Origin of the sequence: Pseudomonas sp. BN606 (genome assembly GCF_029873115.1) — a bacterium.
GTDB lineage: Bacteria > Pseudomonadota > Gammaproteobacteria > Pseudomonadales > Pseudomonadaceae > Metapseudomonas.
In genome coordinates this window covers 54,621-77,987 of the sequence record NZ_SSOF01000078.1, presented here as the reverse complement: position 1 = coordinate 77,987, position 23,367 = coordinate 54,621, and the positions used below count along the sequence as shown (strand labels likewise).

The window sequence follows — 23,367 nt, the reverse complement described above, 5'->3', positions numbered from 1 at the left end:
GACATGGGCAAACGACTTCCCAACCTGCATGCATGGCAATGGCGGACCTATTCCGACAATCACCAGCATCCAGCCAACCTGATCCTGCATGTGATTGCCGTACCGCTGTTCATCGTCGCGGCCATTACCCTTGTCTACGGACTGTTCAGCCTGAGCTTTCGGCCGTTCGTGCTGGGAATCATCGGCATTGTCGCCTCCCTGGCACTGCAGGGACGCGGGCACAAGCTGGAAGCGGTAGCACCGGAACCCTTCAGCGACCGCAAGGACGCCGTTGGCCGACTGCTGGTGGAGCAGTTCCTCACGTTCCCTCGCTTCCTGCTCAGCGGCCAATGGTGGCGCAACTGGCGCAAGAAAAAGCACTGAGCCATCAGAGTCGACCGGGACTCCGGCTCGTGGACATCAAGAGGTCTACCCGAACTAAAAGGTCCTGTTTCGCCGCAGGGTGCGCCATACGCACCGGCTCGCGCTCGGAGGTAGGACAATCGCGGCCCAATCTCCGCTGGTGCGCGCGGCGCACCCTACAGATGACCCCCACCCTCCTTGCACGACCTGCACAGGGCGATCAGCCGAACACCACCACGGTCTGCCGACTCATCGCCACCAGGTCGCCGTCCGGCGTCCACAGGGCCGCCGCCGCATGGCCGTAACCATCGCTGGCGTGCTCGATGCGCGCGCGATACCTGCACCAGTCATGGGTATCCAGCTTCGGTAGCGGCTGCACGAACTCGATGGTCCAGGTCAAAGTGCTGCCCGGTGCGGGTGTTGGCAGGTGCGGTACGGTGGCCGGCGGCCACGCGTCCACCAAGGCCAGCAGATGTGCCTCGGTGACAGGCTCCCGCTCCACTTCGCCACGAAAACGTACCCAACCGCCCATGTCGCGTTCGCGGCTCCCGGAAAACGGCATGCCGCCGATGGCCCAGCGCATGGCCAGGTGACGGGTGAATTCCGGTGTAACACCAGGAATGAAGGGCAGTTCGAAGCAATCTGCCGCGGGCTTCATGTCGGGTGCTGGCTCAGCGGCCATCTGCACCACCGACTGACGCGAGCCGCCGAAGCTGCCCTGCACCAACGCCACTACCTGGCCCTTCTGCACCACACGGCAGAACACCTGGCTCACTGCCTTGCCTTCGCGCAGCAGCTCGGCCTCGAAGCTGGCAGGCACTTCGGGCTCCAAAGGGCCGACGAAAGTCGTGGCCAGGGATCGCACCGGCCGGCCCGGCTCGACCTTCGCGCGCATGGCTTCGAACGCCAGCGCCGCAACCACACCACCGAAGGCGGCCCGCCCCTGTCCCCAGGTGGCAGGCACCACGATCTCATTCGGATTGCTGCGCGCCGCCTGGATCAGTTCGGAGAATAATTTCATCTGGAGTCCCTGTAGTGAATCGCTCAGTCGGCGATCTTAGGGCATTGCCCCGCAGGCTCGAAAGGCGCGTCGCAAGGCTGCCGCGCCAACGCCGATGGGATACCGGCCATGGGCGAATCAGGCCAGTCGCCGCAGCAGCTTCTCCAGTACCCGGTCCGAACGGACTTCAGCGGCATGCAACGCCACCTGCCACCCACGAATTCGCGGGCGCAGGTCAGGCTCCTGGTCCGCACGGCCCAACCACTGCAGGTTGTCATGCCATTTGCCCAGCGCGGATTGCGCACCCACCAGCAGCCGCCGGGTCTTGGGCGACAACTCGATCAAGTCCGGGTAGGCGTCCACGCCGTAGCGCAGGCGCTTGATCAGCAGCCGCAGGCGATGACGGTCGTGGGCGGGATCCTGGAGCGCCTGTACGAGACGGCGGTGACTCTTGCCAAGGGATTTGGCCACTGTCCTGCACAACCCCTTCAGCAGCCCCTCGCGATCGTACACACGCATCAGATGGGGCCAGGCTTCGAGCACCAGGAACAGGCGAGCGAGCTCCGGGGCCAGCAGAAACTGTGCATAGCCAAGGTGCCGAGCGCGTTCCCGGCCCGGAGTCAGGCGATCCAGACCGTGACTGCGCAACTCGATGATCAGCACTTCCAGATCCCGCAATGGCCCGCTCAGACTTGCCAGATCGGCAGCCGCCTGGTTCAGCACGTCGACTGCCGGCAACCCGCGAAAAGGACGCAGCAAGCTACGCAGGCGCCTGGTTGCAACGCGCAGGTCATGCAGGGCCTCGTCATCCGTACCCGCGGCCAGCCGCTCGGCACAGGCATGCATGCGAACCTCCAGACCAATGACTTGGGCGATCAGGTCATCCAGCATTCCGGCCATCTTCTAGCTCTCCAGGGGTCAGGCGCGCAGGCGACTACGGCAGTACTCAGCATGGATCATCCGCGCGCACCGCGCAGGCGCCAGGGCAATGCCTTACGCAGGGCGCGCAGGTGCCTGGCCGGATCGGACGTCCACTGGCTGGCATATCGGCTAGCCTCGAAGGCTGCGAGGAAGGCGCGGATCTGCGCCGCCTGCCGGGGCAGCTCGCGGCTTGCACGCTCAGCGAAGGCGCGCGGCCCTTCGCCCTTGCCACGCACTACGCCATGGCGCGCCAGCAATTGCTCGAAAACCTGGAACTGACGCAACTGGGGGTCGGGCTCACGTCGCCATGGCGCGAACAGAAACAAGGCCAGCAGCGCCATCAGCACTGCTCCGGCACCGACCAGGCCCAGGCCGAGCGAGCGCCCATCCAGGGTGCCGAACCAGCGCCGCACAAGCTCCATCTGCGCCTCTCCCTGGTAGCCCAGTACCCAGCGCTGCCAGCCGTAGTTGAGATTGTCCCAGGCCAATCGCACCTCGTTCAGCCAGGCCAGCTGTCGAAAGCGCAGAGGTGAAAGGGGTGACCCCTCGAGGAAGCTCTGCTCGCTGGCCACGGCATCTTCAAGGCCACGCTCGATGCGGCTCGGCGCCACTTGGAAAGTTGGATCGACGCTGATCCAGCCGCGTCCCGGTAGCCAGTATTCCACCCAGGCGTGAGCGTCGAACTGATGCACCAGCACGTAGTTGCCGGCAGGATTGAGTTCGCCACCCTGATACCCGGCCACCACCCGCGCGGGAATGCCGGCGGCTCGCAGGACGAAGGTCATGGCGCCTGCATAATGGGCACAGAACCCCCTGCGGGTATCGAAGAGAAACGCATCAATATTGTCCTCACCCAGCGGCGAAGGCTTCAGGGTGTAGACGTAAGGCTCGCGATTGAAATGCGCGAGCAGTGCATCCACCAGCTGTTGCGGCTCAGCGTACTGCCGCTTGAGCTCCCCGGCCCAGGCCCGCGTTCGTGATTCACCTGCCTCTGGCAGCTGCAGGGCCCTGCGCAAGGCATCGGGGTTGCCATCAGGTTCGCGTACCGCCTTAGGCCAGGAGGTGACCTGGTAGAGCAGCGGGCGATCGACCGGCGTGCGGCGCTCGAGGCGGAAGTCCGCCCGCGGGCGCACACCCTCCTCGCCCGTCTCGGCCACATCCAGGCCAAACAGCCACGGCCTGCCGCTGGGCTGCATGACAATGCTGTAGCGCAGTGGCTCACCTTCCCGACGCCAGACCGCCTCCTGGCCGAACTGGGAAGTGAGAGATTGGGACCAGCGGCGCCCATCGAATCGCTCAAGGGTCAGCGCGCGCCAGTAGAGCTGGCTCATGGGCGGCACCGGACCTTCGAAGCTGGCGCGGAAAGCCAGGTCGCCGGAGCGGCTGAGTTCGGCGATATCCGCTGGACTCATCGCATCCGCCAGGCCGGTAACCCCCTTGTCACTCGGCAGGGGCAGCGACCACAGCGGCCCCAGGCGCGGAAAGAACATGAACAGCAACAGCATCAGCGGCACCGCCTGTAGCAACAGGCTGCCCGCCGCCTTCAACGGCACCAGCGGGCGTTCAGCGAAGCGGCTCTGCTGCAACCCCACCAGGGAGGCCAGCAATGCGCAAAGGGGCAGCAGGCTGTAGAGCCCGGCCAGCATGCCGTCGTTGAACAGATAGGCGGTGACCTGGGTGAAGAACCCGAGGAGCACCAGCACCAGGGCATCACGCTGGGTGCGCAGTTCCACCAGTTTGAGGATGAACACCGCCACCAGCAGCACGACCGCCGCCTCCAGCCCAACCAGCGTGCCCCTGGAGAAGAATACGCCCAGCGCGACCGCGAGGATCAGCGCGGCCTTGATCGTGCCGCTGGGGTACTGCGCACGCATGCGGAATATCCGGATGCGCCATCCAGCACAGCCCAACCACATTGCAATGATCCACAACGGCAGGTAGGGCAGATGCGGCAGGATCACCAGCACCTGCGCCACCAGCAGCCAGGTCAGGCCGATCCGGGTAATGGGCAGGCCGGCCTTCATCGCGCCCCCCCGAACAGGGCCAGGGCCCGCAGGCAGGCTTCGCGGTGGGCATCACCGGTGTCGGCGCCCAGCTCCTGGCCCCCCAGGCGCAGGCCGAAGGGTTGGCCACGGGAAGAAAACTGCAACACCCAGTAGCAGAGCAGACCCAACCGCTGCTCCAGATCGCCGTCCAGCCGATCGAGGTCGAGCCAGACATCACGCCCGGACAGGGCGGCGAAGTCCTTTACGAACAGCCCCTGGCCGCGAGAAAAGGCCTTCCAGTGCAAGCGGCGACGCGAATCGCCCGGCTGGTAGGCGCGCAGCCCCTGGTAGTCGTCCGCCCCGGCACCGAGCACATGCTGGCCGTCGTCGCCGTCATCATCGCCACGGCCAGGCATCAGCGGCAGATCGCCCTCCAGCGGGCGCGGATAGACCAACAGGGCCTGGTCCAGATCCACCCAGCTCCACGCCACCAGCAACCCGAGCGGATAACGGCTTTCGACGCGCAGGCGTCGGGGCCGCAGCCAGCCACGCCGTCCGGTAGGCAAGTGCAACTCCACCTCGCAGGCGCCATTGGCGGCTACGTCCTGCACCTGCAACGGCAAGGGCGGCCAACCCAGCGCGACGGCCTGGTGCTCCCGGCCGCTGCTTTCCAGCGTGACGTGGAAGTGCGCTTGCTCGCCGAGGAAAACGGGCGCACCACCCGCTGCCTTGAGGTTCAGCCCCGAAAGGTTGCGGAAGGTGTGCAGGATGGCCACCAGGAATACCGACAGCAACAGGAAAGTCAGCGCGTAGGCCAGGCTGTTCTGGTAGTTGATCGCCACCAGCAGCATTGGCACCAGGGCTAGCCCGAAAGCGGCTCCGGCGCGGGTTGGCAAGATGAAAATCCGTCGCTGATCGAGACGTACCTGGTTCGCTGGCGGGATGCGGCGCGCCAGCCAGCGATCGACCTGGACTTCCAGCATCAGAGAGCCGGCACTTCGCGCAGCAGCCACTGCACCAGCGCGCCACCGCCATGTCCGGATGGATCGGCGCGCTCGCGCAGGCGATGGCCGACTACCGAAGGCAGAACCGCCTGGACATCTTCCGGTATCACATAATCGCGCCCTGCCAACAGGGCCCAGGCACGCGCAGCGGAGAGCAACGCCAAACTGGCGCGGGGCGACAGCCCCCAGGCGAACTGCGGTTGGCTGCGGGTGGCATCCACCAGGCGCAACACGTAATCCACCAGCGCGTCGCGAGCCACCACCTTGGGCACTTCGGCCTGGATAAGCCCCAGCTCGGCGTGGGTGAAAATGGGTTCCAGGCGCGGCAGCAGCTCACGCCGCGCCTCGCCTTGCAACAATGCCTTCTCCGCCGCCCTGGCTGGATAGCCGAGGGACAGGCGCATGAGGAAGCGGTCCAGTTGCGACTCCGGCAAGGCGAAGGTACCGCCTTGGCTGGCCGGGTTCTGCGTGGCAATGACGAAGAAGGGTTCCGGCAGCGGGCGCGTGGCCCCCTCGATGGTCACCTGCCCTTCCTCCATGGCTTCCAGCAACGCGCTCTGGCTCTTGGGAGTGGCGCGGTTGATCTCATCGGCCAGCACCAGCTCGGCGAACACCGGCCCCGGGTGGAAGACGAACTGGCTGCTGTCCTTGTCGAACACCGAGGTGCCAAGGATGTCACCGGGCAGGAGGTCCGAGGTGAACTGGATGCGCTGGAAGCTCAGCCCCAGCACCTTGGCCAGGGCATGGCCCAGGGTGGTCTTGCCCATACCGGGCAGGTCTTCGATCAACAGGTGTCCACGGGCCAGCAGGCAGGTCAGGGCCAGGCGTACCTGTGCTTCCTTGCCCAGCACTACCTGATTGACCGCGTGCAGACAGGCATCCAGTTTGGTTCGCATTCGTCGCTCCCTGTGCAATGCGACGATGCTACTGGCAGGGCGGGTAATGGCAAAGCGCCCGGCAAACTTTACTCATGAAACTGTGCGTCAGCTCGCTGCGCCAGCCTCGGCATGCAGGTCGCCGGTCAGGAAGGCCGCGCCCTCGCAGAACAGGTGCGGATAAACCTCGGCAAGGTGATCGAAGAACAGTTGCTCAGGCAGGTCAGCGAACTGGCCGTGGTCCGCCAGGTATTCCATGTAGCGCTCGCCCTGGCTGTTGAAGGGGTGGAAAACGCTGTCCTGGCGTCCGTCGAACTCCAGCGGAGGCACCTTGAACAGCCGGCACAGCGCCAGGTTGAAAGCCGGTGTGGCCTTGACCCAGCGGCCGTCGAGGTGCAGCTCGGTGTAACCGTGCATGGCGAACACCTCGCTGCGCAGGAGCTCCAGCAGTCGGGGCGTGGCCAGATGGTTGCGCACGTCGGCGAGACCAATGCGTGCAGGGATGCCGCAATGCCGCGCGCATGCCGCCAGCAGGATCGCCTTGGGCACGCAGTAGGATTCGCCCGCCCCCAGAGCATGGCTGGCCTTCAGAGTCTGCGGGTCCCGGCTGAATACATAAGGGTTGTAGTGGATCTCGTCGCGCACCGCGCGGTACAGGCTGACAGCTTGATCGATTGGGTCGCGGCTTGCCCCACGGTGCATTTCCGCGAACTCGACCACCAGGGTGTGGTCACTATCAACAAAGCGGCCGGGCTCCAGGAAGTGCTGCATGGCGTGTTCTCCTGCGGGTAAGTCGCAAGTCTATCCAGCGCCCCGCCGCCCCGGGTACGACATACCGGCCAAGCTCGCCGTTCCTGTCGCCATGGCCATGGTTGGCGATAAGTCTCGTGACGGCCCCTCGCCGCCATCAAGGAGGATCGACCATGCTGTTGCTCTGGATACTTGCCCTGGGCCTGGGCGTCGCCTATCTCGCCCACCGCCGCATAGCCCCCCTGCCCGCGCTGGCCCTGGTGGCCGGTTATCTGGTGCTGATGGGGCTGTTCGGCCATTCACCCGGCTGGCTGCTGCTGGTGTTCTGGCTGCTCTGGCTGGCTGTCGCGCTGCCCCTGGCGTTGCCCGGGCCACGTCGGCAATGGCTCAGCTCACCGCTCTTTTCCTGGTTCCAGCGAGTGCTGCCGCCCATGTCCGAGACCGAGCGCGACGCCATCGAGGCCGGCACCGTCTGGTGGGACGGCGAGCTGTTCAGCGGACGTCCGGACTGGCGCAAGCTCCTGGACTCCCCTCGCCCGCAGTTGACCGAAGAGGAGCAGGCCTTCCTCGACGGTCCTACGGAAGATCTCTGCGCCATGGTTAGCGACTGGGAGATCGGCCAGAAGCTCGACCTCCCGCCTGAGGCCTGGGAGCACATCAAGAAGCACGGGTTCTTCGCCCTGATCATCCCGAAGGAGTACGGCGGCAAGGGCTTTTCCGCCTACGCCCACTCCCAGGTTGCAATGAAACTCGCGACGCGTAGCGGCGACCTGGCTTCGACCGTGATGGTGCCCAATTCTCTCGGCCCCGCCGAACTGCTGCTGCACTACGGCACTGACGAGCAGCGCCGGCACTACCTGCCACGTCTTGCGAGCGGCGAGGACATTCCCTGCTTCGCCCTTACCGGGCCACTCGCCGGCTCGGATGCCGGTGCCATGCCGGACGTCGGCATCGTCTGCAAGGGCCAGTGGCAGGGAGAGAACGTGATCGGACTGCGTCTGACCTGGGAAAAGCGCTACATCACGCTCGGTCCAATAGCCACTTTGCTGGGCCTGGCCTTCAAGGCCCACGATCCGGACCATCTGCTGGGCGATGAAGAAGATCTTGGCATCAGCCTCGCGCTCATCCCGACGGATACCTCCGGCGTGGAGATCGGCCGGCGCCACCTGCCTTTGGGCGCGGCCTTCATGAACGGGCCGAACTCTGGCAAGGACGTGTTCGTGCCCCTGGACTTCGTCATCGGTGGCCAGGCCATGCTCGGCAAAGGCTGGATGATGCTGATGAATTGCCTGTCGGTAGGCCGCTCCATTTCCCTCCCCGCCGCCTCAACCGGTGCCGCCAAGTTCACCAGCCTGGTAACGGGCCAGTACGCCCGCATACGCGAACAATTCAACGTACCCCTGGCGGCCTTCGAAGGCATTCAGGAAGCCTTGGCGCGTATTGCCGGCAACGCCTGGCTGATGGACAGCGCGCGCATCCTCACTGCCAGCGCGGTGGATCTGGGTGAGAAGCCTTCGGTGCTGTCGGCCATCCTGAAGTACCACCTGACCGAGCGCGGCCGCGAATGCATCGGCCACGCGATGGACGTACATGGCGGCAAGGGCATCATCCTCGGGCCGAACAACTACCTGGGGCGCGCCTGGCAGGGAGCGCCCATCTCCATCACGGTCGAAGGCGCCAACATCCTCTCGCGCAACCTGATGATATTTGGCCAGGGCGCGATCCGCTGCCATCCGTTCGTGCTCAAGGAAATGGCCCTGGCCGGCCGCCAAGATCGTGACCAGGCGCTGGAGGAGTTCGACCAACTGTTACTGCGGCACATCGGTTTCGCCGTGGGCAACGCAGCCAGCAGCCTGCTGCTCGGTCTCAGCCTTGGCCGTCTTGGCGACGCGCCCGGCGACAATCTCTGCCGTCCCTACTTCCGCGCCCTCGATCGGCTGGCAGCTGCCTTCGCCCTGCTCGCCGACTGCAGCATGCTATTGCTTGGCGGCGAGCTGAAACGTCGTGAGCGGCTTTCCGCGCGACTGGGCGACGCCCTGAGCTACCTCTACCTGGCATCGGCGGCTCTCAAGCGCTATCACGACCGCGACTACCCCGAACACCTGCAACCACTGGTGCGCTGGGCACTGGAGGAAAGCCTGGGCAAGGCCGAGCAGGCCCTGGACGGACTGCTCGACAACTTCCCAAATGCCTTCATGGGCGGCCTGCTGCGAGTACTGGTGTTCCCCCTCGGCCGTCGCCATCCCGGCCCCTCGGATGAGCTGGACGCCGAAGTCGCCGGAGTGATCGGCCGCGACCGGGGAGATCCGGCGCTGGAGGAGCTGCTCGCAGGCTGCTACCGCCCGCAATCCGCCGAAGACCCAGTAGGCGCGCTGCAGCAGGCTGTCGACCTGGCCGACAACTGCCAGCCCTTGCAGCGCAAGCTGCAACAAGCGGTCAAGGCGGGCAGCCTGAAACCCGCCACGGATGAGTCCCTGGTGGACGCAGCCTTGGCCGCGGGACTGATCGATGCCGCCGGAGCCACGCAGTTGCGTGCCCTCGAGGCGGCACAGCGGCGAGTCATAGACGTCGACGATTTCAGCAAGGACGAACTCGCGCCCAGCGCGGGCAAGATTCGCTGAGCCCGCAGGCAGGACAGCCGGCGCGGCGGGCCTTATACTCCCGCGCCCGATCCAGTTTCAGGAAAGTCCGCCATGTCCAATCCCTATCTCGACCACCATCTCGCCCTGCTCGCGCACCTGCGCGGCATCCTGGTCGCCCTGGGCGAGGCGGAGCAGGTTCCCGAGGAGAACCATGCGCTCTTCGTCGAGCGCTTCGACGACCTGATGGGCGAGCTCCCGCGCGACCCGGAAGGCAGCCTGTACCTTGGCCAGGACCTGATCAGCCAGGTCTTCCATCGCTACCCGCAGATCGCCCACCTGGTCCCACGCGATCTCCTCTGGTTCTTCGGCGGCGACTGCCTGCACTTCATGCCCGACGAAGAAATCGACCTGTTCCAGCGCCTCGATGAGCGCCGCTACGAAGCCGAACAGAACGGCGAGCCGTTCGACTGGAACCTGGAGAAGCGGTTGCTGGCCCTGCCGGAAGACAGCAACAAGCACTGACACCTGCCGGGGCGGCACTCTCTGCCGCCCCATCTTCGCGCCGAATTTCGCCACCCATCGCCCGCCTTCCCGACACAATTGCGGCAAGGTGCCAGCCTCTGCCATCATTGCGAATCATTCGTAAACACTCTTTCAAGTACTTCTCAATGAGGTCAGCGTGTCGGTCGGTAATTCCGCAAATCCGCAACTGGTAGGGCTGCTTTACCGAGACCATCGTGATTGGCTGTTCCACTGGCTTCGCAAGACGGTGCAATGCCCCCATCGCGCCGAAGACGTGAGCCAGGACACCTTCGTCCGCCTGCTCGCACGGACCGACCTGCAACCTCCCCGTGAACCCCGTGCCCTGCTGGCTACCATTGCCCGCGGGTTGCTGGTGGATCAATTCCGTCGCAATGACCTGGAACGCGCCTACCTGGACGAACTGGCCCAGGCTCCGCAGGACCTGCACCCAAGCCCCGAGGAACAGGCACTGATCCTGGAAAGCCTGCGTGAAATCGATCGTCTGCTTGGCCAGCTGTCCAGCAAGGCGCGTGCCGCGTTCCTCTACAACCGCCTCGACGGCCTGGGCCACGCCGAGATCGCCGAACGCCTGGACGTTTCCCCGTCACGGGTTCGCCAGTACCTGGCCCAGGGTATGCGCCAGTGCTACATCGCGCTTTACGGAGAGCCGGCATGAGCCGGGTATCCGCGCGTGCGCTGGACGAGGCGATTGCCTGGCAGCTTTGTCTGGATTCCGGTGAGGCGACCGACCGCGAGCGGCATGAATTCCGCCGCTGGCTAGGTGCCCACCCGGAGCATGCCCAAGTGTGGCAACAACTTTCCGGCATCGATCAGCAACTGGCAGCAGCAGCCTCCGCCCACGCCCGTCGCGCGCTGTTGCGCGGCGGTGGCGTACGACGGCGCAGCCTGCATCGCCTCTCAGGCAACGCCCTGGCTCTCGTACTCGCAGTGGGCCTTGGACTCGGCCTTTTGGCCCAACAGCGCCCACTGGGCGATTACCTGGCCGATGAAATGACGGCCAACGGCGAGCACCGCGAACTGCGCCTGGCGGACAACAGCCTCGTGCAGCTCAACAGCCGTACCGCCCTGGATATCGACTTCGACGGACCACAGCGTCGCCTCTACCTGCGCAGGGGTGAGATCCTGGTGAAGACCGGTCACGACGACCCGCGCCCTTTCATCATCGAGACCAGCCAGGGCCGCCTGCAGCCTCTCGGCACTCGCTTCCTGGTGCGCCGCACGGGTGAGGCGACCCAACTGATCGTGCTGGAGTCCGCCGTGGCGGCAAGACCGCACAACGGCTCGGTCGAGCGCGTGGTCCGCGCTGGCGAACAGGTCTGGATCGATAGCGAGCACCTTGGGCCCACGCGCGCTGCTCCTGTGGGCGCCGAGGCCTGGAGCCGCGGACTGTTGGTAGCGGAGGACATGCCGCTGCCCCAGCTGATCGACACCCTGAGCGAGTACCACAGCGGTTATCTGGGCCTGGACCCGGGCCTGGACAATCTGCGCATCAGCGGCGTCTTCCCGCTCAACGAAAGCGACAAGGCCCTGGCCGCCCTGCCCCCCAGCCTCCCCGTGAGCATCGAACGCATCGGTCACTGGTGGACACGCGTGGTACCCGCGAAGGACTGAAGACCGCAAGGTGGGCAGAGCCGCGCTGCCCACCTCGAAAAATCACGCCCAGGGACGGGGAGAAAAGTTTTTGGCGTCCCCCTGTCACTTTTCGATTCTCGCTCGGCAAGAAGGCATTGAGACGATTTCTCACTTAGGAGATATTCGCAATGCAACTTGCTTCCGCGACCTTCCGCCACACCCTGATGGCGCTGGCCATCACAGTCGGCAGCCTGGCCAGCCAGGCCCAGGCAGAAACGTATCAGCTGCCCTCCGCGCCGCTGGCGAGTACCCTGAACCGTATCGCGGCCGATGCCGGCATCGTTCTGAGCGTCGATCCCGCCCTGACCGCAGGCAAGACCGCCCCCTCCGTGCAAGGCGACCTGAGTCCGCTGCAGGCGTTGTCCGTGGCGCTGCAGGGCAGCAACCTGCGCCTGGTGCAGAACGGTTCCGATAGCTACAGCCTGGCGCCCGTGGCCGACGAGGCGATGAGCCTGCCGGATGTGAACATCGACGGTAACCGCAGTTACGAAACCGCCTGGGACCCCACCACCGGAATGGTGGCCACGCGCACCGCCGCTGGCACCAAGACCGACACGGCGATCAATGAAATTCCCCGCTCGATCTCGGTCATCACCCGTGAGCAGCTCGACTCGCGCCCCACCCTCAGCCTGAACGATTCGCTGCGCTACACCGCCGGCGTGATGAGCAGCGGTTACGGTTCCGACTCCCGCGCCGACTGGCTGAAGGTGCGTGGCTTCGTGCCGACCCAGTTCCTCGACGGCCTGCCCCTGCCGGTGGGTTCCTTCGCCAACCCGAAGATCGAGCCCTGGAACCTGGAGCGCATCGCTGTTCTGCGCGGCCCGGCATCCTCCGTTTACGGCCAGACCCCACCCGGCGGCCTGCTGGACATGGTCAGCCGCCGCCCCCAGGCCGAGCAGGCCAACGAGGTTGAGCTGCAGGCTGGCAGCAACGAGCACAAGCAAATCAATTTCGACAGCACCGGCAAGATCGACGACGAGGGGCAGTTCCTCTATCGCGTGAGTGGCACCGTGCGCGACAGCAACTCGCCCGTCGACCATATCCCGGACAAGCGCTACAACATCGCGCCGAGCCTGACCTGGAACATCAACGACGACACCAGGCTGACGTTCCTCTCGCAGTACACCCGCGACGATACCGGTATCACTGGCCAGTTCCTGCCTCTGCAGGGCACCAAGATCGACTCGCCGTTCGGCAAGATCTCGCACCACAAGAACCTGGGCGAGCCGGACTGGGACTTCTACGACCGCACCTACTACGCGCTGGGCTACTCCTTCGAGCATCGCTTCAACGATGTCTGGCAGTTCCGCCAGAACCTGCGCTACACCAAGAGTGACCTGGAGTTCCAGGCAGTGAACGTCTCCACCTTCAACACGGTCGACGCCGACGGCAACGTCAGCCGTGAATCCGGCATCGTCGATGAGGACATCAGCCAGTTCGCCGTGGACAACAACTTCCAGGCCGACTTCAGCACTGGCGAACTGGACCACACGCTGCTGCTCGGACTCGACCACCAGCGTTCCAACAGCAACTACCGCTGGCTCTATGGCTTTGGCGTGCCGCCGATCAACGTCAACAACCCGATCTATGGCGCCGACCTGTCGAACGTCACCTACTTCACCCTCCAGGACTACAACCAGAAGACCTACCAGACCGGCCTCTACATTCAGGACCAGATCGCCCTCGATAACTGGCGCCTGACCCTGGGCGGCCGCGAAGACTGGGTACATACCGGTACCGAGTTCTTCAACCAGAACGACATCACCAATACCCAGCGCGATGTGGCCTTCAGCGGCAACGTGGGTCTGAGCTACCTGTTCGACAACGGCATCACCCCGTACATCTCCTACGCCGAGTCCTTCCAGCCCTCCATGGGCGCCACGGTCAGCACCACCCAGTCCTTCGAACCCACCGAGGGCAAGCAGTACGAAGTCGGCATCAAGTACCAGCCGCCCGGCACCGACGCCATGCTGACCGCCGCCGTATACGACCTGACCCAGACCAATGTCAGCGTCACCGAAGGCAGCGTGACACGCCAAATCGGTGAGCTGAAGCTTCGCGGCCTGGAGCTGGAAGCCACTGCCGACATCACCGAAAACCTCAAACTGGTGGCGTCCTACAGCTACACCGACAGCGAAATCCAGAAAGGCGTGGACAAGGGCAATCGCATGGCCCAGGTACCGCGCAACCAGGCCACCGCCTGGGCCGACTACACCTGGCACAGCGGCATCCTCGACGGCTTCGGCGTTGCCGGTGGCGTGCGCTATGTCGGCGACAGCTACGGCAACACCGCCAACACCTGGCTCGGCCACACCGGTTCCTACACTGTGTACGACGCCTCGGTGCACTACGACCTGGGCCGCCTGAACAGTTCGATGCGCGGCCTATCCGTGGCAGTGGACGCGAAGAACGTGTTCAACAAGGAATACCTGTCCACTTGCGACGGCTACTGGTGCTACTACGGTGACGAACGCACCGTGGTCGGCAGTGTGAATTACAAGTTCTGACGAAGCACGGCCGCCCTCCGGGGCGGCCCCTGATTCGGGAATCGCCATGCAAAGCCGCACCATCCGGCGCTGGTCCGTGATCCATACCTGGACCAGCCTGATCTGCACCGTCTTCCTACTGATGCTGGCCCTCACCGGCCTGCCGCTGATCTTCCACCACGAACTGGAGCACCTCCTGGGCGAAGCGCCCGAACTCCGCGAGATGGCTCCGGATACGCCGCATCTCGGGTTGCAGCAACTCGTGGAGGCTGCCCAGCGCCACCGCCCCGGTGAGGTGGTGCAGTACGTGGGCTATGAAAAAGACGAGCCCAACGGCGTGGTCGCCATTACCGCCGCCACCGCCGGCACCGAGCCCAACTCTTCTCACACCTTCATGCTCGACGCCCGCACCGGTGAGGCGCTTGCCATGCCGGCGGCCAACGGCGGCGTGCTGATGTTCATTCTGCGCCTGCACGTGGACATGTTCGCCGGGCTGCCGGGCAAGTTGCTGCTGGCGTTCATGGGCGTCCTCTTCGTCGTCGCCATTGTTTCCGGCGCGGTGCTGTACGCACCATTCATGCGCCGCCTCAAGTTCGCCGAGGTGCGCCACCACCGCTCAACCCGCACCCGCTGGCTGGACCTGCACAACCTGATTGGTATCGTCACCCTGACCTGGGCCCTGGTGGTGGGAGTCACCGGCGTCATCAGCGCCTGCGCCGACCTGCTGATCAGCGCCTGGCGGCAGGACGCACTGACCGCCCTGGTAGAGCCCTACCGCAATGCGCCTCCACTGACCGAACGCGCCCCGGTGAACAACGTCCTCACGATTGCCGCTAAAGCGCTGCCCGGCATGCAGGCGGATTTCATCGCCTTCCCCGGCACGCGTTTCTCTAGCGAGCATCACTACACGGTGTTCATGGTCGGCAGCGCTCACCTGACGGCCCATCTGTGGACGCCAGTGCTGATCGACGCACGAACCCTGGAGGTCACCGCCGTCGCGCAACGGCCCTGGTACATGGATGCCCTGGCGATGTCCCAACCCCTGCATTTTGGCGACTACGGCGGCCTCCCGATGCAAGTGCTCTGGGCTGCGCTCGACGTTCTCACAATCATCGTGCTGGGCAGCGGCCTGTATCTCTGGTGGGTACGCCAGCGGCGCAGTACCGGGACACGGGCATCCGAGGAGGCCAGGGCATGAACTGGCGACAGTCCACCTTCACCCTGCCCCTGATCATCGGCCTGCTCGGCGCCCTGGGGCTGTTCAGCGCTCTGCTGGGCGATGGCTCGTGGGACGCCCTGGCCTGGCTCGGCCTGGGGGTTCCCACGCTGCTTGGATGCTGGCCTCTATTGCGCCGCCCGCGCGAGTAGGCCTCTAGGCTCGACAGATTCGAGACGTAAAAAAGGCCCGCTCAGCATTGCCGGGCGGGCCTTCTTCATCGAGTGAGTAAATGCGCGGAGGCTTGGCCGCGGCTTCAGATCAACCCTGGCGGGCCTGCTCCGCGCGCTGTTTTGCAGCCACAGACTCTTGCTGCTTCTGCTCCAGCTGGACCTTGGCCAGACGCGCCTGCCAGCGTTGAGTCGTACGATCGCCGCCGCCGGCAGCCATGGCGGAAGTGGCCGAAAGGACGATAGTCAGGGCGGAAGCAAGGGCGATAACTTTTTTCATAATCAAACTCCGAACAACAAACAAGGCAAAGCGAAAAGCTCAAAGAAGGCCCGATCAAGGCGGCTGACTGCAGCACGCACGAGTACGCACATGGCTACGGGCCAATGATCAATTCGGAAGATAGGACCAGCCCTAATCCCAATTCGTTCGCTAGCTAACTTGTTTTACGGGCAGCGGAGACCAGCCAGATCGCGCTGACGCCGGGAGCCTAGAGCACCCCGAACCGCCCGTCGGTCCACCTGCTGAAACCACTCCTTGCGAACCGCTGGACGGCTCAGGTAGCACCACTGGCGAGCGTCGCGCCGAGTTGCGCCAGTTGTTCGCGCAACCAGCCCAGCCCGGGCGCCAGTTCCTGCTGACGGTGCCAGATCAGACTCACCTGCACGGACGGCGTCTCCACCGGCAGCGGCGCTATTTCCAATGCGTAGATGGCGGCGAAGTGCTCGGCTAGCCGGCGTGGCACGGTGCCCAGCAGGTCAGAGCGCGCCACGATGGGCGGAATCGACAGGTAGTGGGGCACCTGCAGGCCCACCCGACGCTTGATCTTCGCCGAACCGAGCACTATCTCCAGCGGCGAGCCACGGCCTGCACGGGGCAGTATCAGCACATGCTGGCTGCCCAGATAGCCGTCGCGAGTGAGCCCACCTACGAAAGCCTTGTGCCCGGCCCGCCCTATCACCACCAGCTCCTCTTCCATCAGGGGTTGGTAACAGAGATCCGGGTTGTCGAAGTAGAGGTAGTCGATGGCCAGGTCCAGCTCACCGGTCGCCAGCCGTGTCAGCAGACTTTGGGCTTCATCGTCCTGCACCTCCAACACTACCCGCGGCGCTTCGTGCCTCAGTTGCTCCAGCAACGCCGGCAACAGCATGGCCTGGGCGTAGTCGTTCATCGACAACCGGAAGCAGTGCTCAGCCAAAGGATCGAAGACCTCCTGGGCACCCAGCCCGAGTTGCAGCAGGTTCAGCGCCTGGCGCACCGGCGCATAAAGAACCTGGGCATGGGCGGTAGGCGACATGCCGCGCGCAGTGCGCTTGAACAACGGCTCGCCCAGTTGGCTACGCAACCGCGCCAGGGCGTTGCTCACTGCAGGCTGACTCATATGCAAACGCGTGGCGGCCCGCGACAGGTTCTGTTCCTGCATCAGGGCGTCGAACACCAGCAGCAGGTTCAGGTCGATGCGGCGCAAATTCAGGATCATGAATAATGCTCATTTCGACTATCCATTATCGGAATAAAGCATTCACCACTATGCTCCCTGATATGTCAACAAGACTGCCGGAGCAGCCATGAGCCACGACACCCAGGCCTTTCGCGACCGCTATCGTGCGGGCATCCACCCCCTCTACAACGTCTGGCTGCATGGTGGTTTCGTGCTGCTTTACGGCGCGGCCTGCCTGGCCTTCTTCATCGGCAGCCTGAGCGACGTGAAGCCCTGGGAGTGGCTGGTCGTGCCGACCGCCCTGGTGTTCTTCAACTGGGGTGAGTACTCCATCCACAAAAACCTCGGGCACCACAAGACTCGCGCCGGCTCGATGTTCTACAAGCGCCACACCGGCGATCACCACAGCTTCTTCATTGCCGGAAAGATGACCTGGGAATCCGCCCGCGATTGGCGGGTAATCCTCTTTCCTGCCTGGCTTATCGTCTTCTACAGCATTGGCCTGTTTGCAGCCTGGTGGTTGCTGTCTTTCGTGAACACCAACGTCGCCGCACTCTTCGCCACCACGCTGCTGGCCGGATACCTGAGCTACGAGGTCTTCCACGCCTGCGAACACCTGCCCGCCAACCACCCCATCTCGCGCCTGCCATGGATCAGCCACATGCGCAGGCTGCACGAGCTTCACCACCGCCGCGACCTGATGCAGACCCACAACTTCAACCTCGTCTTCCCGCTGATGGACTGGCTCAAGGGCAGCCTGCACTGGGAACCACTGGAACAGGAGAACTCCATGACCCGAATGCAGCACGAAGTGGAAATCGCCCGAAGCCCGGAACTGGTCCTGGCCTACGCCAGTAGCGCCACTCGCTGGCCCGAGTGGCATCCCTCCTCCCTTCGCGTGGACGGGCCCGCCGGACCACTGCCAGCCGGCAGCCATTTCGAGGAAGACATCCACGCAGGCGGGCGCGCAGGACACCTGAGCTGGGATGTGACCGAGTACAGCCCCGGCCGGCTCTGGCGTGCCACCGCCAAAGGCACCCATGGGCTGGAACTGGTGCTGACCTACGAATGCGAAAGTAGCGGCAGCGGAACGCGGTTCGTCCGCACCCTGGAGTACGGTTTCTCCGGGCTGGCCATGCAGATCGCGAACTGGCTGGTGATGCGCAGCAAGATCGACCGAGAATCGGTCGAATCCATGAAGCAGCTGAAGGAGATGGCCGAACGCGCCATCGACAAGTCCTCGACTCGCCAGCACGACCTGGCCTGAATCGGAAACGCAAAAACGAAAACGCCGCTCGAATGAGCGGCGTTTTCGTTTAACTGGAGCGGGAAACGAGACTCGAACTCGCGACCCCGACCTTGGCAAGGTCGTGCTCTACCAACTGAGCTATTCCCGCATTTGACACAAAGTGGCGTCCCCTAGGGGACTCGAACCCCTGTTACCGCCGTGAAAGGGCGGTGTCCTAGGCCACTAGACGAAGGGGACTGAAATTGGAGCGGGAAACGAGACTCGGACCCAGTCTCTAACTCTTTGATTTATAAGAGCTTTCCGCAACCACTGCCTCAGCAGCGGACGCAATTATGGACTTGTTCGAGGGTGCTAGGCAACCCCCTCTGCGATTTTTTCTTTCGAAACAGCAGGATGGCGCTAGCCAGCCGTCTCTCCGCCCAATTCGTGACCACCCAGGCCTGGGAACTTTGCCCGGGTCCGCCCCTCTATGAAGGACGCCCGTTCCAGCAGCCACGGCCAATCCAAGAATGTCTCATCCTCCCGCGGCGACGGAGCAACCAACTCTGAGAACGAACGACACGGGATATCCAGAGGGACAGTCAGGACTAATCGCCCTAATCCCTATGTCAGTCGTGAGGAGGCAAGGGCTAGCAATCACCAAGGAATTTCAATGAGCAATCTACAGGCGGACGGATCCACCTGCATTTCCTGCCCTCAAGACCGGATGTTTACGTCCGTTCTTGAGGAGCACAGCCACGCATGGAGGCCGTTGTATGCGGATACGTTACCTACACTACTTCCTGGTCGTCGCCGAAGAGCTGAGCTTTTCGCGGGCGGCTTCCAGAGTCCACATCGAACCTTCGCCCCTCTCTCGTGCCATCAAAGAACTGGAGTCAGAGTTGGGCGTTCGTTTGTTCCTGCGCACAAAAGGGCGCCTGCATTTGACATGGGCGGGCGAAGTTTTCCGGGAAGAAGCCTGTCGCATGCTCAGTTTCATGGAGGGCGCTCAGGCCCGCGTACATGCAGCTGAGAAAGGCTATCGAGGCCGGCTTCGCATCGGTCTGACAGACAGCCTTGCACAACCCAGTCTGATCAAATTGTTGGCGCGTTGCCGCGAAGAGGAACCCCTCACCGAGGTGAAGATCATCGAAATGACTGTCAGCGAGATGGTCAAGGCATTGGAGCATGACCAGATTGATGCCGGCTTCACCATGCACACCGAACTCAGCAAAGGACTCGTCAAAGAAGTCGTCTGGACCGACCGCCCTGTCATCGCCATTCCCAGAAACCACCCTCTCCTTTCTCTCGAGAAGATTCCCCTCCAGGAAGTCGCCCGGCATGCCTTGATTCTTTGCCATCCCGTGTTGTGCTCGGGTGGATACAATGTCATCAGCCGCTGGTTTTGCGAGCGCACGCTGCCGTTGCCCTCGAACGCTGAATATGTTTCAGGGCATGAACCGATGATGATGTTGGTGGCGGCGGGTTACGGCATTGGTGTTGGACTGGCATCGCAAATCATGCTGTACAGTCAACCCGACGTTATCGTCCGCCCTGTCACGGACGATGTACCGAGCACTGCGACGTTCATGACCATGCTGGATAAACCGCGCTCGGAGGAGCTAAGCAGATTCCTCGCCCGCGCCCAGCAAGTTGGTGAGGTAGCTCCCCCCCTGATGAACGCTCCCTAAACGAGCACTATGACCCTGGTTCCATCGCCAGGGTCGTTTTGTTTTCGTCACGTCCCGGACCTTAAATGTCAGATCGCCACGGAACGCACGCCAGATCGCAATCTGCAGCCCCGGATGGCTGCCGGCCGCAGGCCCCAAGCAGCTGCGAGAACCCACTCCCACCCTACCTGACTGATTTCGTCATCTGGGCGACGCAATGATACGAACTCGTCAGCTCATCAGTCCCATAGCAGAGCTCTGTTACATTTGGGCCTTGATTGCCTCAGAAACGCTACCAATAGTGAACCGCCTGCGGATCGGCTTGACGGTGTACGCCATCAAACCAGCAGGAAATCGGAACAGCCGAATGCCACGGCTCTCCGATGAAGCTGGTGGTCAGCACGATCCGATTGTTTGATGCGCTCAATGGACTGACGCTCTTGTACTACCGGTCACGCCTACGAGTGCTACCAAGCATAAAGGAGTGACCACTATGTCCACTGAGCAAACTGCGACTGCCGAGCACCGCATCCTCCGCCGCGCTGAAGTTGAAGCCAAGACCGGCTTCAAGCGCGCCCATATTTACAACCTGATGAAGGAAGGCAAATTCCCGAAGGCCATGCGCCTGGGCGTTCGTGCGGTCGGCTGGGATTCCGTCGAGATCGACGCCTGGATCACCGAACGCCTCCAAGAGCGCGTTTGAGGTCGCTCCACCACTGACGAGGAGCGCGCCATGCAGGTGATTGCCATCATCTCGACTAAGGGCGGTGTCGGCAAAACCACGGTCGCGGCCAATCTGGGCGGATTTGTTGCTGACGCCGGCAAGCGGGTGCTGCTGATTGACCTAGATGTGCAGCCTACGCTGTCGTCCTACTACGAACTCGTCCGCCGCGCTCCCTGCGGCATCTACGAGTTGCTGGCCTTCAACGAGCCAACCCTGTCGCAGCTGGTTTCTCAAACCAGCATCAATGGCCTGGATGTTGTGCTGTCCAACGACGACCACCAGCAGTTATTAGGATCGCTGCTGCTGCATGCAGCCGATGGACGCTTGCGCTTACGCAATCTCCTGCCGCTGTTCCAGCCCCACTACGACCTAGTGCTGATCGACACCCAAGGCGCCCGCAGTGTCTTGCTGGAGATGGCCATGCTCGCCGCCGACCTGGCCGTCTCCCCGATCACGCCGGAAATTCTGGCTGCCCGCGAACTGCAACGGGGCACGCTGCAACTGGTCGACGCGATCAGCCCGTACCGCCATCTGGGCATCCAACCGCCGCGCCTGCATTTGCTGATCAACCGTGTACCCGCCGTTTCATCAAACGCTAGGTTGATCCAGGAGACCCTGCGCCTGATCTTCCGTGAGCACCCCGGAGTCGATGTACTGCACACTGAGCTGCCCGCCATTGAGGCCTTCCCTCGCGCCGCCACCTCGAGCCAGCCCGTCCACCGGATCGAATCTCGTCGGCCAAGCGGGCGCCAGGCACCGGCGGCCTTGGAGACCATGCGTGGCCTCGCCACAGAACTCTGTCCGCAGTGGCAGGAGCCATTTGCCCGGGTGACCGGCCGCAGCGGTGGGAGACAATCCCATGTCGAGCGCTCATGAGCTCTGCTGCAACCACAAACGGCTACTGCCGCTGGTGGTGTTTGCCTTGCGCGAAGACTGGAAGGTACACCACACCGCGGGCGGTCACCTGACGTTCACCAAGCCGGGCCTGTCGCCGATCTTCACCAGCTCGACAGCCAGCGACTATCGAGCAAACGAAAACGGGGGGGCACGGAAGCGCCGAGGTGGTCGGTGCCTGCAGGGAGCATGGAATGGCTAACGTCACGCCAGAGGAAATGGCCGGGAAGCTGATGGCCGATAGTTTTTCGCGCAACGGCCCCGTCGCGCAGGCACTGACCGCCCCCTTGGTCGAAACCCCGATGGTCGTCACCCTGGACGAGTTGCGTCCATACGAACTCGATCCACGGATCACGCGCAACTCCCTCTACGCTGAGATCAAGGCCTCGATCCGAGAGCGTGGCCTAGATGCGCCGCCGTCGATCACCCGAAGACCCGGTGCTGAGCACTACATCATCCGTAATGGCGGTAATACTCGACTGGCCATCCTGCGCGAGCTGTGGTCTGAGACGAAGGACGAGCGTTTCTTCCGCATTCCCTGCCTGTTCCGTCCCTGGCCCGAACGCGGCGAAATCATTGCCCTGACCGGCCACCTGGCGGAGAACGAATTGCATGGTGGCCTGACCTTCGTGGAACGCGCGCTCGGTGTCGAAAAAGCGCGCGAACTCTATGAGCAAGACAGTGGCAAGCCGCTGTCGCAATCCGAACTCGCCCGTTGCCTCAGCGCCGACGGCTATCCGATTCAGCAGTCCCACATCAGCCGCATGCAGGACACGGTGCGCTACCTACTGCCGGTGATTCCCAACGTGCTGTACAACGGTCTGGGACGACACCAGGTCGAACGGTTAGCGGTGTTGCGCAAGGCGGCCGAGCTCACCTGGCAGAAATACGCCGGTTTGAAGGTCCTCAGCATCGAATTCGAGACGCTGTTCCACGACGTCCTCGCTCCCTTCGATGCGCAGCCCGACGGTTTCTCCGTCGGACGGGTCAGGGACGAACTGATCGGTCAAATGGCGGAGCTGCTCGACGCCGACTACAACGTGCTGGAATTGGACATCGATAGCACCGAGCACCGGCAGCGCGCGGTCATCAGCACGCCAACGGCTACCGTCGAACCCTCACTCACTGTCACGCCCGCAAAATCCGAGCGTGCTCCTACCGTCAAGTCGGTACCGCCCTCAATTCCGGCCGATAACGCTGAAGCGCTCTCGCCGGCGGCAGCATCACCAGCGCTTGACGTGGCCCTGCCGCCTTCGCCGGTGCAGCCGCAAATGCCGAACGCTACCCAAGTTAGTGGTACGGAGGAGGCGCACCTGCAGGAGCATATCGTCACGCCAGCCGTCAGCACCGAACGCCTGCAGGCCATCCAGCAACTGGTGGCTGAGCAAACCGGTGAAGCAGTGCCGCGGTTTGCCGACGCTGTGCTGCAGGCAATCCCCGTCCAGGCGGGCGGGCTGTTTCCGATTACCGACGTCTGGTACATCGAATCCACTCTGGATTCACCGGACCGACTGCGGATTCACATTGTTCAATTCGCTCGGGAAATCGCCGAGGAAGCCGAGCTGAGTGATTGCATAGAAGCAGTCAATACCGGCATCGGCTTCACGTGTATACCCCCCCAACCCGCCATGCTGATTTCCGCGTTCGGCCGTACGGTGCTCGCGCTCCTGCACACCCTGAGTGTCCACGACGCCACACAGCCCTCCCCCTTCGACAGTTGCGATCTCCAGTTGGCGGACAATCTGGGCACCCTGCTGCTGGGGACCGGGAGCAGACTCCCAGAAGCCCTTCCCCGTCTGAGCGATAACGGCTTGGTCAAGCTTTTCCGACTGGTTCGGCTTGCCCGCCGACTAGTCGATCTGGAAGCCAATCCAGACAAGTCCGATCATTGAAAGAGGCCGGAGGC

Annotated in this window: 22 protein-coding genes and 2 tRNA genes; 14 read left to right on the top strand and 10 right to left on the bottom strand. The window is 63.6% G+C overall.

Annotated features, from left to right (window positions below):
- The first annotated feature begins 3 nt into the window (after positions 1 to 3).
- Positions 4 to 363: an Mpo1-like protein gene (locus E8E75_RS20715; RefSeq protein WP_120651485.1), complete on the top strand. Its 360-nt coding sequence runs from the start codon at positions 4 to 6 to the stop codon at positions 361 to 363.
- A 199-nt stretch (positions 364 to 562) separates the two neighbouring features.
- Here the strand turns inward: E8E75_RS20715 and E8E75_RS20710 are convergent, their stop codons facing one another.
- The 6 genes from E8E75_RS20710 to E8E75_RS20685 all read right to left on the bottom strand — a co-directional run bounded on the left by E8E75_RS20710 (position 563) and on the right by E8E75_RS20685 (position 6,898).
- Complete coding sequence (locus E8E75_RS20710) at positions 563 to 1,363, bottom strand: acyl-CoA thioesterase domain-containing protein (protein WP_120651486.1); 801 nt, start codon at positions 1,361 to 1,363, stop codon at positions 563 to 565.
- 117 nt (positions 1,364 to 1,480) lie between these two features.
- Positions 1,481 to 2,242: a CHAD domain-containing protein gene (locus E8E75_RS20705; RefSeq protein WP_120651487.1), complete on the bottom strand. Its 762-nt coding sequence runs from the start codon at positions 2,240 to 2,242 to the stop codon at positions 1,481 to 1,483.
- A 56-nt stretch (positions 2,243 to 2,298) separates the two neighbouring features.
- Positions 2,299 to 4,287, bottom strand: coding sequence for a DUF3488 and DUF4129 domain-containing transglutaminase family protein (locus tag E8E75_RS20700; protein WP_153920262.1), 1,989 nt, complete (start codon positions 4,285 to 4,287; stop codon positions 2,299 to 2,301).
- Positions 4,284 to 5,231, bottom strand: coding sequence for a DUF58 domain-containing protein (locus E8E75_RS20695; protein ID WP_153920260.1), 948 nt, complete (start codon positions 5,229 to 5,231; stop codon positions 4,284 to 4,286). The genes E8E75_RS20700 and E8E75_RS20695 overlap by 4 nt, the downstream gene beginning before the upstream one ends.
- On the bottom strand, positions 5,231 to 6,148 hold the full coding sequence (locus E8E75_RS20690; RefSeq protein ID WP_120651490.1) for a MoxR family ATPase: 918 nt from the start codon (positions 6,146 to 6,148) through the stop codon (positions 5,231 to 5,233). Before E8E75_RS20690 ends, E8E75_RS20695 begins: the two co-directional genes overlap by 1 nt.
- 87 nt (positions 6,149 to 6,235) lie before the next feature.
- Positions 6,236 to 6,898: a transglutaminase family protein gene (locus tag E8E75_RS20685; RefSeq protein WP_120651491.1), complete on the bottom strand. Its 663-nt coding sequence runs from the start codon at positions 6,896 to 6,898 to the stop codon at positions 6,236 to 6,238.
- 152 nt (positions 6,899 to 7,050) lie between these two features.
- Between E8E75_RS20685 and E8E75_RS20680 the strand changes: the two genes are divergently transcribed.
- The 7 genes from E8E75_RS20680 (at position 7,051) to E8E75_RS20650 (ending at position 15,488) form a co-directional block, all read left to right on the top strand.
- The gene (locus E8E75_RS20680; protein WP_153920258.1) at positions 7,051 to 9,498 is read left to right on the top strand and encodes an acyl-CoA dehydrogenase; all 2,448 of its coding nucleotides are present in this window, start codon (positions 7,051 to 7,053) and stop codon (positions 9,496 to 9,498) included.
- Between the two features lie 72 nt (positions 9,499 to 9,570).
- A complete protein-coding gene (locus tag E8E75_RS20675; protein WP_120651493.1) occupies positions 9,571 to 9,981 on the top strand; it encodes a PA2817 family protein in 411 nt (136 codons plus the stop codon).
- Positions 9,982 to 10,138: 157 nt separating this feature from the next.
- The gene (locus E8E75_RS20670) at positions 10,139 to 10,657 is read left to right on the top strand and encodes an RNA polymerase sigma factor (RefSeq protein WP_120651494.1); all 519 of its coding nucleotides are present in this window, start codon (positions 10,139 to 10,141) and stop codon (positions 10,655 to 10,657) included.
- Positions 10,654 to 11,613 carry a FecR family protein gene (locus E8E75_RS20665; protein WP_153920256.1) on the top strand — a complete coding sequence of 320 codons (960 nt, stop codon included), beginning with the start codon at positions 10,654 to 10,656 and terminating at the stop codon, positions 11,611 to 11,613. Before E8E75_RS20670 ends, E8E75_RS20665 begins: the two co-directional genes overlap by 4 nt.
- Positions 11,614 to 11,798: 185 nt before the next feature.
- A complete protein-coding gene (locus tag E8E75_RS20660; protein ID WP_256673093.1) occupies positions 11,799 to 14,141 on the top strand; it encodes a TonB-dependent siderophore receptor in 2,343 nt (780 codons plus the stop codon).
- 46 nt (positions 14,142 to 14,187) lie between these two features.
- The gene (locus E8E75_RS20655; RefSeq protein ID WP_153920252.1) at positions 14,188 to 15,318 is read left to right on the top strand and encodes a PepSY-associated TM helix domain-containing protein; all 1,131 of its coding nucleotides are present in this window, start codon (positions 14,188 to 14,190) and stop codon (positions 15,316 to 15,318) included.
- Positions 15,315 to 15,488 carry a hypothetical protein gene (locus tag E8E75_RS20650; RefSeq protein WP_178123519.1) on the top strand — a complete coding sequence of 58 codons (174 nt, stop codon included), beginning with the start codon at positions 15,315 to 15,317 and terminating at the stop codon, positions 15,486 to 15,488. Before E8E75_RS20655 ends, E8E75_RS20650 begins: the two co-directional genes overlap by 4 nt.
- 109 nt (positions 15,489 to 15,597) lie before the next feature.
- On the opposite strand, the gene E8E75_RS20645 is transcribed toward E8E75_RS20650, so the two are convergent.
- Together E8E75_RS20645 and E8E75_RS20640 are read right to left on the bottom strand one after the other, a co-directional pair.
- A complete protein-coding gene (locus E8E75_RS20645) occupies positions 15,598 to 15,786 on the bottom strand; it encodes a hypothetical protein (protein WP_120651498.1) in 189 nt (62 codons plus the stop codon).
- A gap of 274 nt (positions 15,787 to 16,060) precedes the next feature.
- Positions 16,061 to 16,984 (bottom strand): LysR family transcriptional regulator, encoded by a 924-nt coding sequence (locus E8E75_RS20640; protein ID WP_120651499.1) that lies wholly within the window; start codon positions 16,982 to 16,984, stop codon positions 16,061 to 16,063.
- An 88-nt stretch (positions 16,985 to 17,072) separates the two neighbouring features.
- Here E8E75_RS20640 and E8E75_RS20635 point away from each other — a divergent pair, with 88 nt between their 5' ends.
- Positions 17,073 to 18,212, top strand: coding sequence for an SRPBCC family protein (locus E8E75_RS20635; RefSeq protein WP_153920250.1), 1,140 nt, complete (start codon positions 17,073 to 17,075; stop codon positions 18,210 to 18,212).
- A 54-nt stretch (positions 18,213 to 18,266) separates the two neighbouring features.
- Here E8E75_RS20635 and E8E75_RS20630 read toward each other — a convergent pair.
- Positions 18,267 to 18,342, bottom strand: a tRNA-Gly gene (locus tag E8E75_RS20630).
- A gap of 13 nt (positions 18,343 to 18,355) precedes the next feature.
- Positions 18,356 to 18,431 (bottom strand) — tRNA-Glu (locus E8E75_RS20625).
- Positions 18,432 to 18,949: 518 nt separating this feature from the next.
- Here E8E75_RS20625 and E8E75_RS20620 point away from each other — a divergent pair.
- The 5 genes from E8E75_RS20620 (at position 18,950) to E8E75_RS20600 (ending at position 23,353) form a co-directional block, all read left to right on the top strand.
- Positions 18,950 to 19,864, top strand: a complete 915-nt coding sequence (locus tag E8E75_RS20620; protein ID WP_280359722.1) for a LysR family transcriptional regulator — start codon at positions 18,950 to 18,952, stop codon at positions 19,862 to 19,864.
- Between the two features lie 472 nt (positions 19,865 to 20,336).
- On the top strand, positions 20,337 to 20,546 hold the full coding sequence (locus tag E8E75_RS20615) for an AlpA family transcriptional regulator (protein ID WP_088192281.1): 210 nt from the start codon (positions 20,337 to 20,339) through the stop codon (positions 20,544 to 20,546).
- Between the two features lie 30 nt (positions 20,547 to 20,576).
- Positions 20,577 to 21,443 carry a ParA family protein gene (locus E8E75_RS20610; protein ID WP_280359721.1) on the top strand — a complete coding sequence of 289 codons (867 nt, stop codon included), beginning with the start codon at positions 20,577 to 20,579 and terminating at the stop codon, positions 21,441 to 21,443.
- Entirely contained in the window at positions 21,427 to 21,663 is a 237-nt protein-coding gene (locus E8E75_RS20605; RefSeq protein ID WP_280359720.1) for a type II toxin-antitoxin system HicA family toxin, read from the top strand. The genes E8E75_RS20610 and E8E75_RS20605 overlap by 17 nt, the downstream gene beginning before the upstream one ends.
- Positions 21,656 to 23,353: a ParB family protein gene (locus E8E75_RS20600; protein ID WP_280359719.1), complete on the top strand. Its 1,698-nt coding sequence runs from the start codon at positions 21,656 to 21,658 to the stop codon at positions 23,351 to 23,353. Before E8E75_RS20605 ends, E8E75_RS20600 begins: the two co-directional genes overlap by 8 nt.
- The last annotated feature ends 14 nt before the right edge of the window (positions 23,354 to 23,367 follow it).